15 protein-coding genes are annotated in these 21,150 nt (G+C 69.3%); 7 read left to right on the top strand and 8 right to left on the bottom strand.

Annotation, left to right across the window (positions count from 1 at the left end):
* The first annotated feature begins 106 nt into the window (after positions 1-106).
* From VDQ83_RS06490 to mtnC, 5 genes are all read left to right on the top strand, one after another.
* Positions 107-1,579, top strand: a complete 1,473-nt coding sequence (locus tag VDQ83_RS06490) for an amino acid permease (protein ID WP_263398173.1) — start codon at positions 107-109, stop codon at positions 1,577-1,579.
* Positions 1,580-1,672: 93 nt separating this feature from the next.
* Positions 1,673-3,109, top strand: coding sequence for an amino acid permease (locus tag VDQ83_RS06485; protein ID WP_455434279.1), 1,437 nt, complete (start codon positions 1,673-1,675; stop codon positions 3,107-3,109).
* 9 nt (positions 3,110-3,118) lie between these two features.
* The gene (locus tag VDQ83_RS06480; protein WP_263398171.1) at positions 3,119-3,760 is read left to right on the top strand and encodes a methylthioribulose 1-phosphate dehydratase; all 642 of its coding nucleotides are present in this window, start codon (positions 3,119-3,121) and stop codon (positions 3,758-3,760) included.
* A gap of 109 nt (positions 3,761-3,869) precedes the next feature.
* The gene (locus VDQ83_RS06475) at positions 3,870-4,436 is read left to right on the top strand and encodes a 1,2-dihydroxy-3-keto-5-methylthiopentene dioxygenase (RefSeq protein ID WP_309915547.1); all 567 of its coding nucleotides are present in this window, start codon (positions 3,870-3,872) and stop codon (positions 4,434-4,436) included.
* Positions 4,437-4,439: 3 nt separating this feature from the next.
* Positions 4,440-5,138 carry an acireductone synthase gene (gene mtnC, locus VDQ83_RS06470; RefSeq protein WP_455434278.1) on the top strand — a complete coding sequence of 233 codons (699 nt, stop codon included), beginning with the start codon at positions 4,440-4,442 and terminating at the stop codon, positions 5,136-5,138.
* 70 nt (positions 5,139-5,208) lie between these two features.
* On the opposite strand, the gene VDQ83_RS06465 is transcribed toward mtnC, so the two are convergent.
* The 3 genes from VDQ83_RS06465 to VDQ83_RS06455 form a co-directional block, all read right to left on the bottom strand.
* Positions 5,209-6,636: a glycoside hydrolase family 47 protein gene (locus tag VDQ83_RS06465; protein ID WP_455434277.1), complete on the bottom strand. Its 1,428-nt coding sequence runs from the start codon at positions 6,634-6,636 to the stop codon at positions 5,209-5,211.
* A gap of 183 nt (positions 6,637-6,819) precedes the next feature.
* Positions 6,820-7,863 carry a LacI family DNA-binding transcriptional regulator gene (locus VDQ83_RS06460; protein WP_455434294.1) on the bottom strand — a complete coding sequence of 348 codons (1,044 nt, stop codon included), beginning with the start codon at positions 7,861-7,863 and terminating at the stop codon, positions 6,820-6,822.
* A gap of 105 nt (positions 7,864-7,968) precedes the next feature.
* Entirely contained in the window at positions 7,969-10,440 is a 2,472-nt protein-coding gene (locus tag VDQ83_RS06455; RefSeq protein ID WP_455434276.1) for a GH92 family glycosyl hydrolase, read from the bottom strand.
* 420 nt (positions 10,441-10,860) lie between these two features.
* Here VDQ83_RS06455 and VDQ83_RS06450 point away from each other — a divergent pair, with 420 nt between their 5' ends.
* Both VDQ83_RS06450 and VDQ83_RS06445 read left to right on the top strand, forming a co-directional pair.
* Positions 10,861-13,956: a TonB-dependent receptor gene (locus VDQ83_RS06450; RefSeq protein ID WP_455434275.1), complete on the top strand. Its 3,096-nt coding sequence runs from the start codon at positions 10,861-10,863 to the stop codon at positions 13,954-13,956.
* A gap of 464 nt (positions 13,957-14,420) precedes the next feature.
* Positions 14,421-15,596: a C13 family peptidase gene (locus VDQ83_RS06445; RefSeq protein ID WP_455434274.1), complete on the top strand. Its 1,176-nt coding sequence runs from the start codon at positions 14,421-14,423 to the stop codon at positions 15,594-15,596.
* Positions 15,597-16,743: 1,147 nt separating this feature from the next.
* Here the strand turns inward: VDQ83_RS06445 and VDQ83_RS06440 are convergent.
* The 5 genes from VDQ83_RS06440 to hisH all read right to left on the bottom strand — a co-directional run bounded on the left by VDQ83_RS06440 (position 16,744) and on the right by hisH (position 21,126).
* Entirely contained in the window at positions 16,744-18,330 is a 1,587-nt protein-coding gene (locus VDQ83_RS06440) for a calcineurin-like phosphoesterase C-terminal domain-containing protein (protein ID WP_455434273.1), read from the bottom strand.
* A gap of 82 nt (positions 18,331-18,412) precedes the next feature.
* On the bottom strand, positions 18,413-19,033 hold the full coding sequence (gene hisIE / locus VDQ83_RS06435) for a bifunctional phosphoribosyl-AMP cyclohydrolase/phosphoribosyl-ATP diphosphatase HisIE (protein ID WP_455434272.1): 621 nt from the start codon (positions 19,031-19,033) through the stop codon (positions 18,413-18,415).
* The gene (hisF, locus tag VDQ83_RS06430; protein WP_263398162.1) at positions 19,023-19,799 is read right to left on the bottom strand and encodes an imidazole glycerol phosphate synthase subunit HisF; all 777 of its coding nucleotides are present in this window, start codon (positions 19,797-19,799) and stop codon (positions 19,023-19,025) included. Before hisF ends, hisIE begins: the two co-directional genes overlap by 11 nt.
* Positions 19,793-20,527 carry a 1-(5-phosphoribosyl)-5-[(5-phosphoribosylamino)methylideneamino]imidazole-4-carboxamide isomerase gene (gene hisA, locus VDQ83_RS06425; protein WP_455434271.1) on the bottom strand — a complete coding sequence of 245 codons (735 nt, stop codon included), beginning with the start codon at positions 20,525-20,527 and terminating at the stop codon, positions 19,793-19,795. The genes hisF and hisA overlap by 7 nt, the downstream gene beginning before the upstream one ends.
* Entirely contained in the window at positions 20,524-21,126 is a 603-nt protein-coding gene (gene hisH, locus VDQ83_RS06420; protein ID WP_455434270.1) for an imidazole glycerol phosphate synthase subunit HisH, read from the bottom strand. The genes hisA and hisH overlap by 4 nt, the downstream gene beginning before the upstream one ends.
* Positions 21,127-21,150 lie beyond the last annotated feature (24 nt).

Genomic DNA, 21,150 nt, shown 5'->3' with positions numbered 1-21,150 from the left:
CGGTCCGGCTTTGGCATGGTACGACGCTTGCGTGGCCCGCTTGGGCCTAGCGCACCATCTTTACCGGGGCACGACAGTCCCGATCGCCACCCAGGGGATCCACCGCATGCTGAAGTCTCTGTTGAGGGTCAAGCCGATCGAACCGGCCGGGCACGTCGATGCCGGCGAACCGTTCGAAGGCAGCCTGGAAGGCGAAGCCACGCTGAAACGGACCCTCACCGCCAAGCACCTGATCATGCTCGGCATCGGCGCGGTGATCGGCGCGGGCATCTTCGTGCTGACCGGCCAAGCCGCGGCCAACCACGCCGGCCCGGCGGTGATGCTGTCGTTCGTGTTCGCCGGCATCGCCTGCGCCTTCGCCGGCCTGTGCTACGCCGAGTTCGCGGCGATGATGCCGGTCTCCGGCAGCGCCTACTCCTACTCCTACACCACCCTGGGCGAAGGCGTGGCTTGGTTTATCGGTTGGTGCCTGGTGCTGGAATACCTGTTCGCCGGCTCCAGCGTCGCGGTCGGCTGGTCGGCCTACCTGATCAGTTTCCTGACCGGCACCCTGGGGCTGCCGTTCCCGGCGGAACTGGCCGGCGCGCCGCTGGCCTGGAACGGCGACACCTTCGTCGCCTCCGGCAGCATCGTCAACCTGCCGGCGGTGCTGATCGTGGTCGCGGTCAGCGCGCTGTGCTACGTCGGCGTCACCCAGTCGGCGTTCGCCAACGCCATCGTGGTGGCGATCAAGGTCCTGGTGATCTGCCTGTTCGTCGGCTTCGGCGTATCCCACGTCGATCCGGCCAACTGGCACCCGTTCATCCCCGAGAACACCGGGCCGGGCGAGTTCGGCTGGAGCGGCATCTTCCGCGCCGCCTCGATCGTGTTCTTTTCCTACATCGGCTTCGATGCGGTCTCCACCTCCGCCGGCGAAACCAAGGACCCGCAGCGCAACATGCCGATCGGCATCCTGGTGTCGCTGGCGGTGTGCACGGTCATCTACATCATCGTCTGCGCGGTGCTGACCGGCCTGCTGCCCTACACCCAGCTCGGCACCGCCAAGCCGGTCGCCACCGCGCTGGAACATTACCCGAGCCTGGCCTGGCTGAAGACCGCGGTGGAGATCGGCGCGATCGCCGGCCTGTCCTCGGTGGTGCTGGTGATGCTGATGGCGCAGCCGCGCATCTTCTACACCATGGCCCGCGACGGCCTGCTGCCGAAGCTGTTCGGCAAGGTCCACCGCAAGTTCCACACGCCCTATGTCGGCACCATCTTCGTCGGCGTGGTCGCCGCGCTGCTGGCCGGGCTGATCCCGCTGGACGTGCTCGGCGAACTGGTGTCGATGGGCACCCTGCTCGCCTTCGCCACGGTCTGCATCGGGGTGATGGTGCTGCGCTTCACCAAGCCCGACCTGCCGCGCCCGTTCCGGGTGCCGCTGGCGATGGTGATCTGTCCGCTCGGCGCGCTGGCCTGCCTGTTCCTGTTCTTCCAGGCGTTCCAGGAGCACTGGAAGGTGTTCGTCGGCTGGACCGTGATCGGCCTGTTCATCTATTTCGGCTACGGCATCCGCCACAGCCGCCTGGCCACCAAGGCCTGATCCGCCCCCGCAGACCGGCGCCTAGCGCCGGTCTGCGCGTTCGCACCTTCTTCTCTTCGTCCATCGCGCGCAGCGCCAGGCTGGAACCGCTCCATGCTCAAACAACTCTGGGCCACCAAACACCCCCACGCCGCCCACGAGGACGCCGGCGGCCTGGGCCTGCAGCGCGCGCTCGGCCCCTGGGGCCTGACCGCGCTGGGCATCGGCGCGGTGATCGGCGGCGGCATCTTCGTCATCACCGGGCAGGCCGCGGCCAACCACGCCGGCCCGGCGATCATGCTCTCGTTCGTGCTGGCCGCACTGTGCTGCGCGTTCTGCGCGCTGGCCTATGCCGAATTCGCGGCGATGGTGCCGGTGTCCGGCAGCGCCTACACCTACACCTACGCCACCTTCGGCGAACTGGCGGCCTGGTTCATCGGCTGGATGCTGGTGCTGGAGTACGGCGTATCGGCCTCGGCGGTGGCGGTGAGCTGGACCGGCTATTTCCTGAGCCTGCTCGACCATTTCGGCATCCACCTGCCCGCGGCGCTGGTCAACGCGCCGCTGGACGGCAAGCTGCAACGCACCGGCGCCATCGCCAACCTGCCCGCGGCCGGCATCGTGCTGCTGCTGACCTGGCTGTGCTACGTCGGCATCCGCAAGTCGTCGGCGATGAACATGGCGATGGTGGTGCTGAAGACCGGGCTGATCCTGTTGGTGATCGCGGTCGGCTGGAAGTACGTGGACACCGCCAACTGGCACCCGTTCATCCCGGCCAACGAAGGCCCGGGCAAGTACGGCATGGAAGGCGTGCTGCGCGGCGCGGCGATGGTGTTCTTCGCCTACATCGGCTTCGAGGCGGTGTCGGTGGCGGCGCAGGAATCGCACCGGCCGCAGCGCGACCTGCCGATCGGCATGATCCTGTCGCTGGTGATCTGCACCGTGCTGTACATCGCCATGGCCGCGGTGATGACCGGGCTGGTGCCCTACACCCTGCTGGGCACCGACGAGCCGGTGGTGACCGCGGTGGGCGCGCACCCGCAGCTGGCCTGGCTGCGGGTGGTGGTGGAGATCGGCGCGCTGATCGGCCTGTCCTCGGTGGTGCTGGTGATGATCATCGGCCAGCCGCGGATCTTCATGATCATCGCCCGCGACGGGCTGCTGCCGCCGGTGTTCACCAAGATCCACCCCAAATACCGCACCCCGCACGTCAATACGGTGATCACCGGTATCGGCATCGCGCTGCTGGCGGCGCTGTTCCCGCTGGACGTGCTCGGCGAGCTGACCTCGATGGGCACGCTGATCGCCTTCGCCGCGGTCTGCGCCGGGGTGCTGATCCTGCGCCGCACCCAGCCGGACCTGCCGCGCCCGTTCCGCATCCCGTTCGTCTGGCCGATCTGCATCGCCGGCGTACTCAGCTGCATGGCGCTGCTGTCGGCGATGACCGCGCACAACTGGCTGCTGATGGGCGGCTGGACCGTGCTCGGCCTGCTCATCTATTTCGGCTACGGCTTCCGCCACAGCCGTCTGCGTGCCACACAGCCTCGCTAGAATAGGGGCATGAACGCACAGCCCTACGATACCGAACGCCTGCGCACGCTGGCCCAGCTGCTGATCGGCAACATCCGCGAACTGTCGACGGCCGGCTGGACCCCGGCCACCAGCAGCAATTTCTCGCACCGGCTCGACGCGGCGCATGCCGCGATCACCGTGTCCGGCCGCGACAAGGGCCGGCTGGTCGAAGCCGACATCATGGTGGTGGACTTCGACGGCAAGGCCGTCGGCAGCGAGCACCGGCCCTCGGCCGAGACCCTGCTGCACACCCAGCTGTACCGCCGCTTCCCGGAGGTCGGCTGCGTGCTGCACACGCACTCGCCGGTGCAGACCATCGCCTCGCGGCTGTACGCCGGCGCCGGCCATGTGCGCCTGGAAGGCTACGAGTTGCTGAAGGCGCTGCACGGCAACCAGACCCACGAGACCGCGGTGGACCTGCCTGTGTTCGCCAACACCCAGGACATGACCGTGCTGGCCGCGCAGGTGGACGCGCTGCTGGACCGCGCCCCGCTGTGGGGCTACCTGATCGACGGCCACGGCCTGTACGCCTGGGGCCGCGACATGGCCGAGGCGCGCCGCCACCTGGAAGCCATCGAGTTCCTGCTGCATTGCGAGTTGGAACTGCGCAAGCTGCGCGCAACCGGCTGAGCCGTTTCCAAAGCGCGGCGCCCGCGCGACAGCGTTCCAGCGCCGCAACGGCGGCTTACCCGCCAGCTGCTACCCTTTTCCTCCCTCCACGACGCCCTCGCCCGCCGCCATGAGCCGACTCCGCATCTTCGCCGAAACCACTCCCGACGCGCCGCTGTTCGACAGCCGCGATGGCGACGCGATCGCCGCCGAGCTGCGCACGATCGGCGTCACCTTCGAGCGCTGGCAGGCCGACCAGCCGATCGAGGCCGGCGCCACCCCGGAAGCGGTGATGGCCGCCTACAAGAGCGACATCGACCGGCTGGTGGCCGCGCACGGCTTCAAGACCGTTGACGTGGTCAGCATCGCCCCGGACCACCCGCAGCGCGAGGAGATGCGCAGGAAGTTCCTCGAGGAACATTTCCACAAGGAGGACGAAGTGCGCTTCTTCGTCGCCGGCTCGGGCCTGTTCACCCTGCACGTGGACGGCAAGGTCTACGAGATCGAATGCGTGCAGAACGACCTGATCGCGGTGCCGGACGGCACCCACCACTGGTTCGACATGGGCCCGGAGCCGCGCTTCGTGGCGATCCGCTTCTTCACCGAGCCGGACGGATGGGTCGGCCATTTCACCGGCACCGACATCGCCCAGCGCTTCCCGCGCTACGAAGCGGCGCTGCGCGGCGAGGCGACCTGAGCGATGAGCGAATCCCGGGTGATTCTGACCGACATCGAAGGCACCACCAGCAGCATCTCCTTCGTCAAGGACGTGCTGTTTCCCTATGCGCGTCGCGCCCTGCCCGGCTTCGTGCGCGAACACGGCCAGCAGCCGCAGGTGCGACAGTGGCTGGACGCGGTGGCGACCGAATGCGGCGGCATCTGCAGCGACGAGGTGATCGTGGAGACCTTGCAGGGCTGGATCGACCAGGACCGCAAGCACACCGCGCTGAAGGCGCTGCAAGGCATGATCTGGGAAACCGGCTACCGCGACGGCGACTACCGCGCGCACTTCTATCCAGAAGTGGCGGCGGTGCTGCAGGGCTGGCATGCGGCCGGCATGCCGCTGTACGTGTACTCGTCCGGTTCGGTGCCGGCGCAGAAGCAGTTCTTCGGCTATAGCGAAGCCGGCGACCTGACCGGGCTGGTCTCGGGCTGGTTCGACACCGAGATCGGCGGCAAGCGCGAGGCCAACAGCTACCGCAACATCGTCGCCGCGATCGGCGTGCCCGCCGCGCAGATTGTGTTCCTGTCCGACGTGGTCGAAGAGCTGGACGCCGCGCGCGACGCCGGGCTGCAGACGCGCCTGCTCGACCGGCTGGAGGACTACCCGCAGCCGCGTACCGGGCAGGCCACGCACGGCCATGCGCGGGTGGAGAATTTCCAGCAGATCGCGCTCTGAGCCGAGCGCTGCGCGGCCGGCCGATCTGGCCGGCGAGCGGCGGGCCGGCCAGCGCCGGCAGCGGCGGCGCCTACCAGGTCCGCCGCAGCGGGTGCGCCTCGGTGTTGAACACCACGCGGTCGAACTGCAGCGCGCTGGCCGGCGCGAACAGCAGGTAGTAGTACTTGAAGGTTTCGGCGAACAGGAAGCTTTCCATCGAGTCCTTCTTCTGCTTGCTGCGCACGTCCTTCAATGCGGCGAACCCGTGCTCGGTGCGCGTGTGGCGCACGAAGTCCTCGAAGAACACCTTGCCCATGCCGCGGTAACGCGCATCGCCGGTGTAGCGGTACAGGTAGTACGCCGATTCGACGATCTCCGGGCGCAGCGCGTAGCCGGGCGAACCGACCTTCAGCGTGGCGTAGTCCAGCGATTCGGGTTCGATGCCGTGCAGCCGCCACATCTTCAGCCCCGACTCCTGCAAGCGCTTGGCCCGCTGCAGGTCGCCGCCGAGCGCGAGCATGCCCGGCATGAAGGCGTCGAGCGCGCCGTAGACGGTGCGCGTGCGCTTGCCGGTGTGCATGTCGGCGTGGCCGTACCACAGCTCGCCTTCACGTACCTCGTCGGCCAGGTACGCGTTGACCGGACCGATGCTCTGCTCCCACATGCGCTTGCAGTCCGGATCGTCGAACAGCTTCCAGCACTTGAGCAGGTACTCGTAGTACGAGTCGATGCCGCCGGCGATGGAGCTGTCCGGGTTGGTCCACTTGCCGGTCTCCACGTCGATGTTCAGGCCGACCAGCCCGACCTTGGAACGCCGGTTGAAGGTCTCCACCAGCGCGCGCTTGGCCTTGTCGTAGTACACCGGGTTACCGGTCAGCTTGCTCAGCGTGCCGAACTCCAGCAGCAGCGTGCCAGTCTCGGCCGGATTGCTGACCGTGCCGCTCACCTTGCCGGTACGCAGGTTGACGTGGGTGTACGGCAGGCCGGTCGGGCTGTCGAACACCGGCAACAGGCGCTTGCCCAGGTCCTCGGCCAGGGCAAGCAAGCGCGCATCGCCGGTCATCTGGTGGGCCGAGAGCAGCCCGCCGAGCAGGCGGATGGTGATCTCGAAGTTCTGCACGTCCATGTCGCGGTCGAACGAGAGCTGGGTGACGATCAGCTCGCGCGCTTCGGCCGCTTCCTTGTCCAGGCCGAGCAGCAGTAGCGTATCCAGCGCATCCACCGGCGACATCAGCAGCGGCGCCTGGTACCAGTCGTGCGGCGTGCCGCTGATCGGTTTGAGATCGTCGTGGCCCTTGGCATAGCGCATGTAGCCCTGCCACGCGTGGCGGGTCTGTTCGCGGACCTGCTCGGCCAGGCGCGCGGCTTCCTTGTCGTCCACCGCGGGCACCGGCGCGAGCGCGGCGGCGGACGTGGCCGACGCCGCCTCGCGCGCCGGCGGCGCAGCGCTGGCGCAGGCGGACGATGCCAGCAACAGGGCGCTGGCCAGGGAGGCAAAGGGAATGGCTTGCATCGTCATGGTCGGGTCCTCGGGTGGAAAACGGTGTGGGCAGCGCGACGCCGGTCGCGGCTGCGGCGCAGTGCGGGCACAGCGGTGCAGATGTCCGCGCAGCGCCGCGGCTGCGGTCTGTGGCGTCTGTCGACAGGCGCGGCGCGGAAATGCGGCGCGACGCGCGCAGGGTTCGCGCCGGTGGCGCCGATCTCAGGCGGCGGGAGCGCCGCTGCTCTCGCGGATGCACAGCCGCACCGGCGCGACGGTGCGCTGCGGCGCGGCCTGCGGATGTTCCAGGCGCTGCAACAGCAGCTGCGCCGCCTGCCGCCCGCGCGCGCGCGGATCCACGGTCAGCGTGGTCAGCGACGGCGAGGCCACCGCGGCCTCGGAGATGTCGTCGAACCCGGTGACCGCGAACGCGCGCCCCGGCTGCACCCCGCGCCGGGCCAGGCCCAGCATCAGGCCCAGCGCGACGCTGTCGTTGTAGCAGACCGCTGCGGTCGGCACGGCGGCCTGCGCGAACAGCTCGCCGGTCCGCGCAGCGGCATCCAGGCGGCTGGGCGCCGATTCGATCATCCACTCCGGCTGCAGCGGCATGCCGGCCTCCTGCAGCGCCTGCGCATAGCCGCGGCGGCGCTGGTCGCAGGAACTGGAGGCGGCATGGCCGCCGAAGAAGGCGATGCGCCGGTGCCCGCGTTCGAGCAGATGGCGGGTGGCCAGGTAGGCGCCCTGCTGGTTGTCCAGGGTGAGGAAATCCCACTCCGCGCCGGCCAGCTCGCGGTTGAACAGCAGCACGTTCGCCTGGCCCAGCACCTGCCGCAGTTGCGCGGTGTCGCTGCCTTCGGCCGGCGACAGGATCAGGCCGGCCGGGGTGTGCTCCATCAACGTGGCCAGCACCGCCTGCTGGCGCTGCGGCGATTCGCCGGTGCTGCCGAGCAGCGTCACGTAGCCCTTGCCGCCCAGCGCCTCGTCCACGCCGGCGGCGAATTCGGCGAAGAACGGATTGGACAGGTCGTTGATCACCAGCGCCACGCTGGAGGAGGTGCGCCGGCGCAGGTTGGCCGCGCCGCGGTTGTAGACGTAGCGCTGGCGCTGCAGTTCCGCTTCCACCCGTGCGCGCGTGTGCACGTTCACCAGCGGGCTGCCGCGCAGCACCAGCGAGACGGTCGCGCGCGACACGCCGATCGCATTGGCGATGTCGGTCACGGTGACCGCGCGTGCGCCCTTGCCGGCGGGAGGGGTGTTGTCGTTCATCGGGTCGACAGGACTCTTCGGCATGGGGCAAGCCTAAACGATCGAACCGCCGGCGTTGCGCGCCGGTGCCGCGCCGCGGTTGCCGCAGGCCGGCACGCGCGCCGCTCATTCCAGCGCCGCGCCTGGGGTGGCGCAGAACGAGGCCGGCAACGCGTCGGCCTGCGTGCCCCAGCCGGTCTGCGGCGCCTGCGCGCCGAGCGCGAAGGCGATGTCGCCGCCCTGGCGCAGATGTGCCCAGTCCAGCCACACCGGCGCATGCGCGCGGCCATCGACCCGCACCTGCTGGATGTACTGCAGTTGGCGGCCATCGGCGCCGGGCGCGGTCACGGTCAGCGTCTTGCCCGCGCCGAGATCGACCTCGGCGCGCGCGAAGCGCGGCGTGTGCAGCAGGAACTGGCCGCTGCCCGGCACCGCCGGGTACAGGCCGAGCGCGCTGAACAGGTACCAGGCCGACATCGTGCCCAGGTCGTCGTTGCCGGTGACGCCGTTGGGCGCATTGGTGAACAACTGCTGCGCGGCACGCACCACGGTCGCCGTCTTCCACGGCTGGCCGATCAGCGTGTACATCCACGGCGCATGCAGGTCCGGCTCGTTGTTCGGGTTGTAGCGGAACTGGTTGTAGTAGCTGTACGGCCCGACTACCCACTCCTTGCGCGCGGCGGTCAGCGGCGCCTGAAGCAGCGCGTCGTAGGCGAAGAACGCATCCAGCCGGCGCCCGGCCTGTTCGCGGCCGTGCATCGCCTGGACCAGGCCGGGCACGTCCTGCTGCACCAGCCACTGGTACTGCCAGCCGGTCCCTTCGTGGAAGCCGTGATGCGAGCGCGGGCTGTAGCGGCCGTCGGCCGGCGTGTACCACGCGCCGTCCTCCATGCGCGGCCGCGGGAAGCCGTCGAACCCGCCCTCGTCGCGAACCTGCGGATCCCACACCTTGCGCCAGTTGCGCCCGCGTTCGCGCAGCACGCCGGCGTCGTCGGCGTGGCCCAGCCCGTCGGCCATCTGCGCCAGCGCGCAGTCGGCCAGCGCGTATTCGAGCGTGGCCGAGCCGCCATGGTGCGGATCCACGTCCATGCCCTTGGACGGGAATGCGCGGTCGTACTGCACGAAGCCGTTGGCCAGGTAGCTCGGATTGCCCGAGCGCCCGGCGTGGCGCGAGTTCAGCGGCGGGATGCCGAAGGCGTTCCTGCGCAGCGCGGCATAGGCCGCCTCTTCGCGCCCGGCCAGCGCGCCGGCGAGCCACAGGTCGACCAGGAACGGCGTCACCGGATCGCCGGTCATCACATTGGTTTCGAAGTTGGCGTAGCCCCAGCGCGGCAACCAGCCGCCCTGCGCGTCGATCGCCAGCACGCTGCGGGCGATGTCGCGCGCGATCTGCGGCCGGGTCAGCGCCAGCCACTGGTTGTGTGCGCGGTAGGTGTCCCACAGCGAGAAATACTCGTAATAGGTCCAGCCGTCGGCGCGATGGATGGCATCGTCGTAGCCGCGATAGCGGCCGTCGGCGTCGCTGCCGGTCAGCGGCTGCAGCAGCGCGTGGTACAGCGCGGTGTAGAACACGGTGCGGTCGTCGCCGCTGCCGCCGCGCAGGCGCACCGAGGCCAGTTCCTGCCGCCACTGCCGCTGCGCCAGCTGCCGCATCCGCTCGAAGCCCAGCAGGCTGTCGCCTTGCCTGCCGTCGGCGCGCAGGTTGGCGCGCGCGCCTTCGGCGTCCACATGCGAGATCGCGCTGACCGCGGTCACTGCGCGGCCCTCGCCCAGATCGAAGCTGAGCCAGGCTCCGCTCGGCTTGAGTTCGCCTTCCATGCCGTGGCGGGCGCCGGGTACGCCGCCGGCTTCGCCCCAGGTGCCGAACGCCTTGAACGGGCGGTCGAACTCGATGCGGAACCAGGTGGTGTATTGGTGGCCGCCGCAGAAGCTGTCGGTCACCAGCTTGCCCTCGACCACGCGGTCGCCGACCACCTCGATCGCGCTGCCCGTCACCATGTGCCGGTCGTTGGCCTGGCCGAGGTTGACCAGCACGTGGCCGCTGCCGGCCGCGGCCGGGAAGGTGTAGCGCTCGGCCGCGGCGCGGGTGCGCGCGGTGGCCTCGACGTCGATGCCGCCGTAGTCGGTCAGCCGCACCCTGTAGTAGCCGGCCTGTCCCACTTCGCCGTCGTGGCTGTACGCCGAGGCGTAGCGCTTGTGGTCGAAGCTCTTGGCGTCGCCGGTATCGAAATCGCCGCCGGGGCCGATGCGGCCGGTCACCGGCAGCACCGACACCTGGCCGCCCTGTTCCCAGCACCCGGCACCGGACAGGAACGAGTGGCCGAAGCCGCGGATCTTGGGATCGTCGTAGCGCCAGCCGGCGTAGTGCTCGCCGATCGGGCTGACCTGGATCAGGCCGAACGGTGCCGAGGCGCCGGGGAAGGTATTGCCGTCGTCCTTGCTGCCGATGAAGGTGTTGACCTCGCGTTCCAACGCCTGCGGCGCGGCCTGCAGCGCAGGCGCGAACGCCAGCGCCAGCAGGCAGGCCAGCCCGGCGAGCCGGCGGTGCCGAGACCCGGCGGTGGCGGCGGCAGGCAGTGGCGGATTGAGCGCTGCCATGGGCCGATGACACTGCGGCAGCGAGCCGCCCGCCGAGAGGCGCGCGACCTTGCATCGCGCCGCAAAACCCAAGCCGACCAACGCAGCAGCACCCATGCAGGCTCGCCTCCCCGGAAATTTAGATCGATTCAAGTAAACAAGAGAATCTCGGCGGGCGCATTCTGCGGCGCAGCATCCAATCGCCCTGCTCCACCCCGGATTCGCATATTGCGCGGCAGCATGCGTGTCCCGGCACGTCGTGTTACACATCTGGCGCCGTTTAGATCGATTCAAGCTCGATCGACGGCCCGAAGCAAGCGAAGCCGGCGCAGCCGAACCCATCAGATACATCGTCGCGGGAGCGCGAACGCCCAGATTTGGATCGATAAAAACCAAGACCGTGCAAGCCGCCGTTCAATCCAGGAGAGAGGAGAGAGGGGAATGAAACAGACTTCACGCATGCGGGGCCGCCACGCGCTGTCCACCGCCATCGGCTTCGCCCTGGCCGCCGCGCTGGCGCCGACCGGCGCGTCCGCGCAACAGGCCACCGCGCCGGCCGCCACGGCGTCGCCCGACGCGACCACGCTCGACAGCGTCAACGTCACCGGCTACCGCTACGCCATCGAAAAGAGCCTGCAGCAGAAGCGCGACGCCAACGCCGTGGTCGAAGTGATCACCGCCGAGGACGTGGGCAAATTCCCCGACAAGAACGTGGCCGACGCGCTGCAGCGCGTGCCGGGCGTGGTCATTACCCGCGATGGCGGCGAAGGCAAGAGCGTGAGCGTGCGCGGCCTGGCGCCGGACCTGACCCTGACCCAGTTGAACGGCAACTACGTCGCCACCTCGGAAACCAACGACGAAGCCACGCGCTCGTTCAACTACACCCTGCTGCCGTCGAACATGCTGTCCAGCGCGGAGCTGTTCAAGTCGCCGGAAGCGCGCATCGACGAAGGCGGCATCGGCGGCACGGTGATCCTGCATACCCGCCGCCCGCTCGACATGGAAGCCAACTCCGGCTACGTGAACGTCGAGGGCACCTCGTCCGACACCAGCCACGACGTCGATCCGCAGCTGTCGGCGCTGTACTCCTGGCACAGCAAGGACGAACGCTTCGGCGTGCTGGTCGGCGTGACCCAGCAAAAGCGCACAAACCGCAGCATGGAGGCGAGCACCGAGGACTACCAGTGGTACGGCGCCGGCACCGACGCGGTCGATGCCCACGGCAATCCGCTGACCCAGGACGGCATCCACTACTGGTGGGGCCAGTCCGGCTTCAATGATCAGAGCGGGCGCAACTACAGCGAGTTCTTCCTGCCCACCTCGGTCAACTTCGCGGTGCGCGACGAACAGCGCGAACGCAAGGGCGGGCAGTTCACGTTCCAGTTCAAGCCGCTCGACAACCTGACCCTGACCGCCAACTACTTCCGCTTCGAGCTGCAGGGCGACTACACCCAGAACATGCTGAAGATTCCGGAGTGGAACCTGGCGCGTTTCAACGGCGACGGCAACTGGGCCGGCGGGCGCCTGCTCAACGGGCTCAGCTTCGACCCCAGCGGCAGCATCGTCACCGGCGCGCAATACGAAAAACTGGCCGGCAAGACCTACTACTGCAGCGAGGATCAGGCGGCCGCGGCCGGCCTGGCGCCGGGCGGCTGGGGGCCGGACGACTGCACCATCCCCACCCCCCAGCTCACCGGCACCTACAGCCGCGAAAAGGCACTGTCGCAGACCGCCGACCTGTCGATCGACTGGGACATCAGCCCGCTATGGAAGGCCTCGTTCACCGGCGGCCGCACCTGGTCGGACGGCGGCCCGTCGATGAGCTTCCGCATGGCGGCCAAGCCGCGCCGGCAGGTCGATGGCGTGTGGCAATCCGGCAACGCCTACAGCGCCTGGGACCTCACCGGCACGCCGAGCGCGACGTTCTCGCCGAACCTGCAGGACCAGCTGATGGCGGGCATCGCCGAGATCGATACCGGCTCGACCGATTCGTCGTGGATGCAGACCAGCATCAAGCAGAACTACTTCCAGGCCGACATCAGCAAGCTGTTCGAAAACGGCTGGCTGGATTCGATCCAGTTCGGCGCCAAGTACCGCGACGGCCAGGTGCACCGCAACACCGGCAACACCTACTGGGTGTGCCAGGGCACCGATCCGGCCGACTACGACAACAACCGCTACCAGTCCGGTTGCGACCCCAGCGCCGGCGTGGCCCAGCCCGGCTTCTTCCGCTCCAGCCCGATCGACAACATCCGCGGCGGTTTCAACGCCAACGTGTTTCCCGGCATCGACTACCCGGCCTACATCGACTACCTCAACGACCGCTACGGCGGCTCGCACAACCGCCGCGAGGACGACTTCGTCTACAACGTCGACGAGAAGATCTTCTCCGGCTACTTCCAGGCCAACTTCCGCACCGAGCGCCTGCGCGGCAACCTCGGCGTGCGCGTGGTGCGCACCAAACAGTTCGCCGAATCCAGCGATTCGGTGGAACGGTTCAACGATTACTTCCAGGACAACGCGGCCGGCGCGCCGATGGACTGCAACGATCCGGCCGCCGCCGCGCTGATCGGCTCCGGCAGCGGCTATGTGTGCCAGAGCGGCTTCGTCCGCCTGCCCGATGCGCTGGCGCGCGAGAAGACCTACGCGCTGAGCTCGATGGAGAAGACGTATACCGACGTGCTGCCCAGCTTCAACGTCGCCTGGGACATCACCGACACCCTGGTGCTGCGCGGTGCGGCGTCCAAGGTGATCGCGCGGCCGAGCTACACCAGCATCGCCTACCCCGGCAGCCTGCGCTTCGTCAGCGACGAGTACAGCAACGACCGCCGCGTCGCCGGCGGCACCGACACCCCCGGCTGGCACGGCTCGGGCAGCAACAAGGGGCTGGAGCCGTTCGAGGCGACCCAGTACGACATCGGCCTGGAGTGGTACTTCACCCCGGGCGCAGTCGCCGGCGTGGCGCTGTTCCGCAAGAACGTGGACAACTTCACCGTGCCGGTGGTGCGCGACCAGCAGATGACGGTCGGCGGCCAGACGGTCACGGTGCAGCGCTACGAAACCGAGGCCAACGGCCAGGACGGCGTCTCGCAAGGCGTCGAACTGTACGGCCAGTACACCTTCGGTTTCGGTCTGGGCGTCCAGGCCAACTACACCTACAACGACACCAACCTGGCCGCGATCGTGCTGGACGGCCAGGCGATCGGGTCCTCGCCGCTGGTCGGCAGCGCCAAGAACCAGGCCAATGTCACCGTGTTCTACGAGAACCAGAAATTCCTGGCGCGCGCCTCGTACAACCGGCGCGGCGAAGTCGTCGGCGGCCTCAACAACGGGCTGACCGAATACTCCGAACCCTACGATCAGTTGGACCTCAACGTCGCCTACAACTTCACTGAGGCCCTGACCCTGACCGCGTCGGTGCTCAACGCGACCAGGTCCGAACAGCGCATCCACCTGGGCAACGACAGCGAGGCGCGCCTGCTGTCGAACACCTACACCGGCCGCCAGCTGTATCTCGGCATGAACTGGAAGTTCTGAGCGCTCGCCCCGGCGCTTCGATCGGGGGCAGGTCTCTCCACGGCAGCCGCGCTGGTCCAGGCGGCTGCCGTTTTTTCTTTGACGCGCGAGCCGATTGGCCGCGCCCAGGCGCGATGGTCCACTTGGCCGCTCGGCCACGTGCCTGCACAACGCTCGCCCGTTGCCGGGGCATCGGTGCCCCGCCGCTTCGATGAGGTCGCTCTCTCTCCACGGCAGCCGCGCTGGTCCAGGCGGCTGCCGTCTTTTCTTGACGCACGCGAGCTGGGTGGCCGCGACCATGCGGCCATGATCCATGTAGTCGCTTGGGCAGGAACTCGATTGCGCCATGGCAGCGCGAATCAAAACCGGTGGAGCATCGGCAGGACTGATCGCTCTCCTGCACTTCATGCACCTTCCTGATTCCAGGGTTCCGCACTCCGGCCTTGGCGATTGCCGGGCCTGCGGTTTGCCGCGATCATCTGCGCATGGCCGCCACCTCCCGTCCGCGCTCCCTCCCGTACAGGTACCTGCTGGCCGCGGGCCTGCTGCTGTGCGGCGCCGGCCCGCACGCGGCGGTGTCGCCGGCGGCGCCGGTCGCGCTGGCCGCGTCCACCGCGCCCGGTCCCGGACAGGATCCGTTGCTGCAGGCGCAGCTGCACGCACTGCAGCCGCAGCGGCCGGGCGTGATCGACCTGTACGTGGTCGGCTTCGCCGGCGACGCCAGCGAGGACGTGTTCCGCAACGAGACGCTGTACCTGCGCCAGCTGTTCGCGCAGCGCTTCGGCGCGGCGGGGCGGATCGTCACCCTGATCAACCACGCCGACAATCTCGGCGCCCACGCCTACGCGCCGGAGGCCTCGTACGACAACCTGGCCGAGACGCTGCAGCGGATCGGCGCGCTGATGGACCGGCGCGAGGACGCGCTGCTGCTGTTCCTGACCAGCCACGGCACCGAGCAGCACGAGCTGTACCTGCAGTTCGGCCCAGGCGAGGACGCCGACTACGACACCATCGCGCCGGCGGAACTGCGCGAACTGCTCGACGACGCCGGCATCCGCAACCGGGTGATCGTGCTGTCGGCGTGCTACTCGGGCGGCTTCGTGCCGGCGCTGAAGAGCGCGGACACGCTGATCATCACCGCCGCGCGCCGCGACCGGCCCTCGTTCGGCTGCGGCAACACCGCCAGCGCCACCTATTTCGGCCGCGCCTGGCTGATCGATGCGCTGGCGCGCACCAGCGACTTCGTCGAGAGCTATCGCCTGGCCAGCGCCGAGATCACCGCGCGCGAACACGCCGAGGGCGAGGCGCCGTCGTACCCGCAGCTGTACGTCGGCGCGCGGATCGCACCGTTGCTGCAGCGCTGGCGCGCGCAGCTGCAGCCGGTCGCGGCGCCGGCGTATCCCTATCCGGAACCTGCGGCGGAGCCGGAGACCGAAACGGAGACGGAGACGGGAACCGGGACGCCGGCAAACACGGAGACGACAACGGCAGCAGCGCCGGAACCGACCGCCGACGGCACGGCCGGTGCGAACGGCAAGGTCCATGCGCAGCCGGGACCGAGGCCGGTTCCCAATGCCGATGGTGAGGCCAAGGCAGCGGCCGCAGCTTCGGCGCACGCACCGGCGCCGGCACCGCCGTCCGCGACAACACCCCGCCACTGAGGGCCGCACAGCGCCGCTGCGCAGACGATCGCGACCAAGCCACGAGCGCCAACTGTGACGTCCGCGGCGCTGGGCGCGGTCTACGCGCATGCGCACGGCTGCGGCAGCTGGCCGCGATGCAGACGGCACTGGCGGAGCGCAGGGTTTTCTTCGGCACTTGCCCGCAAAGAGATGCGAGTGATTCGCGTTTGATCGCACACTGCCGGCACTCGCTAAACTTCGTCCGCAGCAAGCCCGCCAGCCTCACGCCAGCCAGCTGCGCCGATCCTTCCGCCCGCTCGCCTTCGCTCGCCAGCCAGGATCATTCGCTTTCGACAGCCTCCCGCGTGGAGGCGTTTTTGTTTTTGGGATTCGGAAATCCGCTTGCTGGCCTGTCGCCATCGGCACCGCTGGCGCCCGAGCCGCGGGGTCTGCCGCCTGTGCTCGTCGCGACTGAAGTCGCTCCCACAAGCGCTTGCGGCGAGCCAGCCGGCGTGCACTGCAGGAGGGGCTTCAACCCCGAGAGTCCGCTTGCGGAGCCAACCAGTTTGCCGGCTCGTTTGTCGCGGCTGAAGCCGCTCCTACAAAGGCACGTGACAGTGGGCTGGATGCATTGTCGAACGGACCTCAGTCCCGACGGTGGCCGAGGCCACCCATCTCGCTGGCGGATTCGCGGTTGGAGCCTCTCCTACAGAAGCGCAGAAAGCCAGCTTGGTGCACTGTAGGAGGGGCTTCAGCCCCGAGAGTTCCGCTTGCGGAGCCAAACAGTTCGCCGGCTCGTTTGTCGCGGCTGAAGCCGCTCCTACAAAAAACGCGCAGCAGCGGGCTGGATGCATTGTCGAACGGACCTCAGTCCCGACGGTGGCCGAGGCCACCCTCTCGCTGGCGGATTCGCGGTTGGAGCCTCTCCTACAGAAGCGCAGAAAGCCAGCCTGGTGCACTGTAGGAGGGGCTTCAGCCCCGAGAGTCCGCTCGCGGAGCCAACCAGTTTGCCGGCTCGTTCGTCGCGGCTGAAGCCGCTCCTACAAAGGCGCGCAGCGGTGGCCCGGACGCATTGTGGGAGGGACTTCAGTCCCGACGCGGGAAAGCGAAACGCTCGCGGCTTGCCGCTGGCCAGGCCAGGGAGTCCACCGCATCGACGCGCCGGCCCGCAGCGCGCACTCAGGGCTCAGGGCGTCGCTTCCTGTAGGCGATAGCCGGTGCTGGCGCGTTGCTCGCCGCGCCAGCGGTCGAAGGCGCGGACCTCGATGCGGTGCGCGCCGGCGCCGAGGTCGGTCGGCAAGGTGCCGCGCCACAGGTGCTGCGACGGGGTCGCTTCCGGCGAGCGGTCGTAGCCGCGCAGGGTCTCGGCGGCATCGTCGCGTGCGTTCTCGGCGAGCAGGTCCGGATCCGGCTGCTGCACGCGCGCCATCGGTTTCCACGCGCCATCGTCGATGCGGTATTCCACGCGGCTGTCGTCCTCGCCCATGAACACGTTCGCGTATACCGCCCAGGCCGGATACGCCCCGCGGCGCAACACCTTCGGCGCGTGCAGGGTCATCGGCGCATCGTCGGCCGCGCGCGCGGCGTGATAGGCCAGCGCATAGCGGCCGTCGCGCTGCACGGTCAGCAGCGCGTAGCCGTTCGGGGTGCCGTCGGCCATCGTCGCCGCGGGAATGCCGTCGGCATCCTTGGCACCGGACCAGAACGCGCCGCAGGCCGCGCCGACGTTGTATTCGTGCAGCGGCTGCGCGCCATGCCAGCCGTCGTCGGCGCGATGGTAATAGTGGCGCTGGGTGTGGCTGTGGCCGCTCAACACCAGCACGTGCGCGAACGGTTGCAACAGCGCGAACAGGCGCGCGCGGTCGGCATGGCGGAAGGTTTCCTTGCCCGGTGCGGCGTCGAACAGCGGGATGTGCATCCCCAGCACCAGCAGCCGCTGCTTCGGCAGCGTCGCCAGGTAGGCCCGCAGGAACGCGAACTGGTCCTCGCGCAGACCGCCGACGTAATTCGGCCGCTGCTGCGGCTGGTAGACCACGTCGTCGAGGAACACGAAGCTGGCACCGCCCTCTTCCACCGCATAGGTGTCCGGGCCATAGATCGCGCGCCAGCTGGACAGCGACGCGAGGTCGTCGGCCGCATCAAAATTCAGGTCGTGGTTGCCGGGTACGTGGAACCACGGCACGCCGAGCTTGGCGGTTTCGGCGTTCAACGCCGGATACAGCGACAGGTCGTCGTTGACCACGTCACCCAGGGTGGTGCCCAGGCGCGCGCGGGTCTTGCCGAGCAGCGGCGCGACGATGTCGCGCGCGTAGTAGCCGACATCGGTCGCCGAGGCGGTCTGGGTGTCGGCGAACACCATCACCTCGGTGCTGGCCGCCGTAGGTTGCGCGCGCAACGCGAAGTCCCAGCCGCTGGTCGCGCCGGCGCTGGCCGCGATCCCCGGGTACTTGAGCGCAGGCGATCCGACCGGCACGTAGTGCCGCCAGTAGTCCGGCAAGCCGTTGCCGGCACTGGCGAAGGCGTAGCCGTCAGGCTTGATCACGAACAGCGTGCGCCCCGGCTCCACCTCCAGGCGGTAGCGGCCCTGCGCGTCGGTCCGCACGATCTGCACGCCGTCGGAGACCTGCACGCCGGCGACGCCGCGCTCGCCGCTGCCGCGGCCGGCGTGGCCGTCGCGTTCCTGGTAGACGCTGCCGCTGATCGTCGCCGACTGCGCCAGCGCGGGCAGTGCGGCAGTCAACAGGCAGGTGAGCAGTACGGCGCGCAGCGACATGCGGGGGTCCAGCGATCGGAAGAAGCCGCGATTGTAGCCATCCGCCGCGGCGCGGCGATGACCGTCGCCGCACGCCCGGGACTCAGCGGTGGCGCGCTTCCAGTACCGCGACCGCGTCGGCCAGGGCCAGGCCGCGTGCGCGCAGCAGCACGGTGAGGTGGTACAGCAGGTCGGCCGATTCGCCGAGCAGTTCGGCATCGCCTTCGGCCACGCCCGCCAAGGCGGTCTCCACGCCCTCCTCGCCGACCTTCTGCGCGATGCGCCGCGTGCCTTTCTCGAACAGCTGCGTGGTGTAGCTGCCGGGCGGACGTTCGCGTTCGCGCTGCGCGACCAGGCGGTCGAGCGCGCCCAGGAACTGGCCCGGCGCCTGCGGGAAGCAGCTGCTGCGCCCGAGGTGGCAGGTCGGGCCGTGCGGGTGCGCCAACACCAGCAGCGTGTCGTTGTCGCAATCGGTCTCGATCGAGACCAGCTCCAGGGTGTTGCCGGAGCTTTCGCCCTTGGTCCACAGGCGCTGCTTGCTGCGGCTGTAGAAGGTGACCTTGCCGCTGGTGCGGGTCGCGGCCAGCGCTTCGGCGTTCATGTAGCCAAGCATCAATACGCGCAGGGTGGCGGCGTCCTGCACCACCACCGGCAGCAGGCCGTCGCCCTTGCTCCAGTCCAGCGCCGCGTCCGCGGTCGCGGCGGCTTGGTGTTCATGCGCCATCGCGCACCTCGATCTGTCGTTGGCGCAGGAAGCGCTTGAGCTCGGGAATCGGAATCGCGCCGCTGTGGAACACGCTGGCGGCCAGCGCGCCGTCCACGTCGGCCTGTTCGAACACATCGGCGAAGTGCTGCATCTCGCCGGCGCCGCCGGAGGCCACCAGCGGCACCTTGCACAGCGAACGCACCTCGAACAGCTGGGCGATGTCGTAGCCGCGGCGCACGCCGTCGTTGTCCATGCAGTTGAGCACGATCTCGCCGGCGCCCAGTTGCTGCGCCTCCACCACCCAGTCCACGGTGCGCACGCGCAGCGCCTGGGTCTTGCTCGGGTCGCCGGTGAAGCGGCGCACGCGCCACTGGCCGTCGTCCTCGCGGATCGAATCGATGCCGACCACCACGCACTGCACGCCAAAGGCCTCGGCCAGTTCGGCGATCAGCGCCGGCCGCTCCAGCGCCGGCGAATTGATCGAGATCTTGTCGGCGCCGGCATGCAGCACCGCGCGCGCGGTGGCCACGTCGCGGATGCCGCCGGCCACGCAGAACGGGATATCGATCAACCGCGCCACGCGTTCGACCCAGGCGTAGTCGACCGAGCGCCCTTCCGGGCTGGCGCCGATGTCGTAGAACACCAGTTCGTCGGCGCCCTGGTCGCGGTAGCGCAGCGCCAGTTCGACGATGTCGCCCATGTCGACGTGGTCGCGGAACTTGACACCCTTGACCACGCGGCCGTCGCGCACGTCCAGGCACGGGATGATGCGCCGGCTCAGCATGCCAGCGCCTCGTCCAGGCGCAGCCGCCCTTCCAGCAGCGACTTGCCGAGTACCGCGCCGCCGCAGCCGACCTCGCGCGCGGCGCGCACGTCGGCGGCGTCGCGGATGCCGCCGGAGGCTTGCACGTCCACGCCGGGCGCGATGTCGCGCAGGTAGGCGTACAGCGCCAGGTTCGGGCCGGACAGCATGCCGTCGCGGGCGATGTCGGTGCACAGCAGGTGCTTCAGCCCGGCCGCGGCGTAGTCGACCGCCAGCGCTTCCAGGGTGAGCGAAGAGGTCTCGGTCCAGCCCAGCACCGGCAGCCGCCACACGCCCTGCGTGTCCTGGCGCGTGTCCAGCGCCACGGTGATGCGGTCGGCGCCGAACTCGGCCAGCCATTCCAGCACCGACTCGCGGTCGCGCACCGCCAGCGAGCCGATCACCACGCGCGTGGCGCCGGCGTCGAGGATGCGCTGCACGTCGGCGCGCGAGCGCACGCCGCCGCCGGTCTGCACCTGTAGCCCGGTCTGCGCGCTGATCCGGCTCAGCAGCGGCGCCAGGGTGTAGCCGCCGGCGCGCGCCGCGTCCAGGTCGACCAGGTGCATCCAGCCTGCGCCGGCGTCGGCGAAGGCCTGCGCGCGCGGCAGCGGATCGTCGCCGTAGTGGGTTTCGCGGGCGTAGTCGCCTTGCGCCAGCCGCACCACGCGGCCGTCGCGGATGTCCAGCGCGGGATAGACGATGAAGCTCATGGGAAATCGGTCTCGAGGAAGTTGCGCAGGATGCGCGCGCCGGTGCTCGCCGAACGCTCGGGATGGAACTGCGCGCCGCAGCGGCGGCCGCGTTGCACCACCGCGGTGAACAGGCCGCCATGGTCGCAGGCGGCGACGGTGTCGGCGGTGACCGGCGCGGCGTAGCCGTGCACGAAATAGGCAGTGGCGGTGTCAGGCAGACCCTCAAGCAACGGTGACGGACGCATCGGCAGCAGCCGGTTCCAGCCCATGTGCGGGATGCGGATGCCCAGCGCCGGCGGCATGTGCCGGACCACGCCGGTCAGCAGGCCCAGGCAGTCGACGTCGCCTTCCTCGGAACGCTCGAACAGCAGCTGCATGCCCAGGCAGATGCCGATCAGCGGAACTTCGAGCGCACGCAGCGGTTCGACCAGCCCTTGTTCGCGCAGCCGCGCCATCGCGTGCGGCGCGGCGCCGACGCCGGGCAGGATCACCCGCTCGGCGCCCTGCAATCCGGCCGCATCGCGCACCAGCCGCGCCTCCACGCCCAGGCGCTCCAGTGCGTAGCGCACCGAGCCGAGGTTGGCGCCGCCGGCGTCGATCAAGGCGACATCGGTCATCGCGGCCTCCTCGCGCACACGGCC

It is taken from the genome of Xanthomonas sp. WHRI 7945 (genome assembly GCF_035026585.1).
The sequence above is the reverse complement of the archived record's forward strand: the minus strand, read 5'-3'. Positions and strand labels throughout refer to the sequence as shown.

What these genes read in the sequence shown, in the direction of transcription:
- VDQ83_RS06490 (WP_263398173.1), top strand. Translation starts at nt 107, where the DNA reads ATGCTGAAGTCTCTGTTGAGGGTCAAGCCGATCGAACCGGCCGGGCAC.
- VDQ83_RS06485 (WP_455434279.1), top strand. Translation starts at nt 1,673, where the DNA reads ATGCTCAAACAACTCTGGGCCACCAAACACCCCCACGCCGCCCACGAG.
- VDQ83_RS06480 (WP_263398171.1), top strand. Translation starts at nt 3,119, where the DNA reads ATGAACGCACAGCCCTACGATACCGAACGCCTGCGCACGCTGGCCCAG.
- VDQ83_RS06475 (WP_309915547.1), top strand. Translation starts at nt 3,870, where the DNA reads ATGAGCCGACTCCGCATCTTCGCCGAAACCACTCCCGACGCGCCGCTG.
- mtnC (WP_455434278.1), top strand. Translation starts at nt 4,440, where the DNA reads ATGAGCGAATCCCGGGTGATTCTGACCGACATCGAAGGCACCACCAGC.
- VDQ83_RS06465 (WP_455434277.1), bottom strand. Translation starts at nt 6,636, where the DNA reads ATGACGATGCAAGCCATTCCCTTTGCCTCCCTGGCCAGCGCCCTGTTG.
- VDQ83_RS06460 (WP_455434294.1), bottom strand. Translation starts at nt 7,863, where the DNA reads ATGAACGACAACACCCCTCCCGCCGGCAAGGGCGCACGCGCGGTCACC.
- VDQ83_RS06455 (WP_455434276.1), bottom strand. Translation starts at nt 10,440, where the DNA reads ATGGCAGCGCTCAATCCGCCACTGCCTGCCGCCGCCACCGCCGGGTCT.
- VDQ83_RS06450 (WP_455434275.1), top strand. Translation starts at nt 10,861, where the DNA reads ATGAAACAGACTTCACGCATGCGGGGCCGCCACGCGCTGTCCACCGCC.
- VDQ83_RS06445 (WP_455434274.1), top strand. Translation starts at nt 14,421, where the DNA reads ATGGCCGCCACCTCCCGTCCGCGCTCCCTCCCGTACAGGTACCTGCTG.
- VDQ83_RS06440 (WP_455434273.1), bottom strand. Translation starts at nt 18,330, where the DNA reads ATGTCGCTGCGCGCCGTACTGCTCACCTGCCTGTTGACTGCCGCACTG.
- hisIE (WP_455434272.1), bottom strand. Translation starts at nt 19,033, where the DNA reads ATGGCGCATGAACACCAAGCCGCCGCGACCGCGGACGCGGCGCTGGAC.
- hisF (WP_263398162.1), bottom strand. Translation starts at nt 19,799, where the DNA reads ATGCTGAGCCGGCGCATCATCCCGTGCCTGGACGTGCGCGACGGCCGC.
- hisA (WP_455434271.1), bottom strand. Translation starts at nt 20,527, where the DNA reads ATGAGCTTCATCGTCTATCCCGCGCTGGACATCCGCGACGGCCGCGTG.
- hisH (WP_455434270.1), bottom strand. Translation starts at nt 21,126, where the DNA reads ATGACCGATGTCGCCTTGATCGACGCCGGCGGCGCCAACCTCGGCTCG.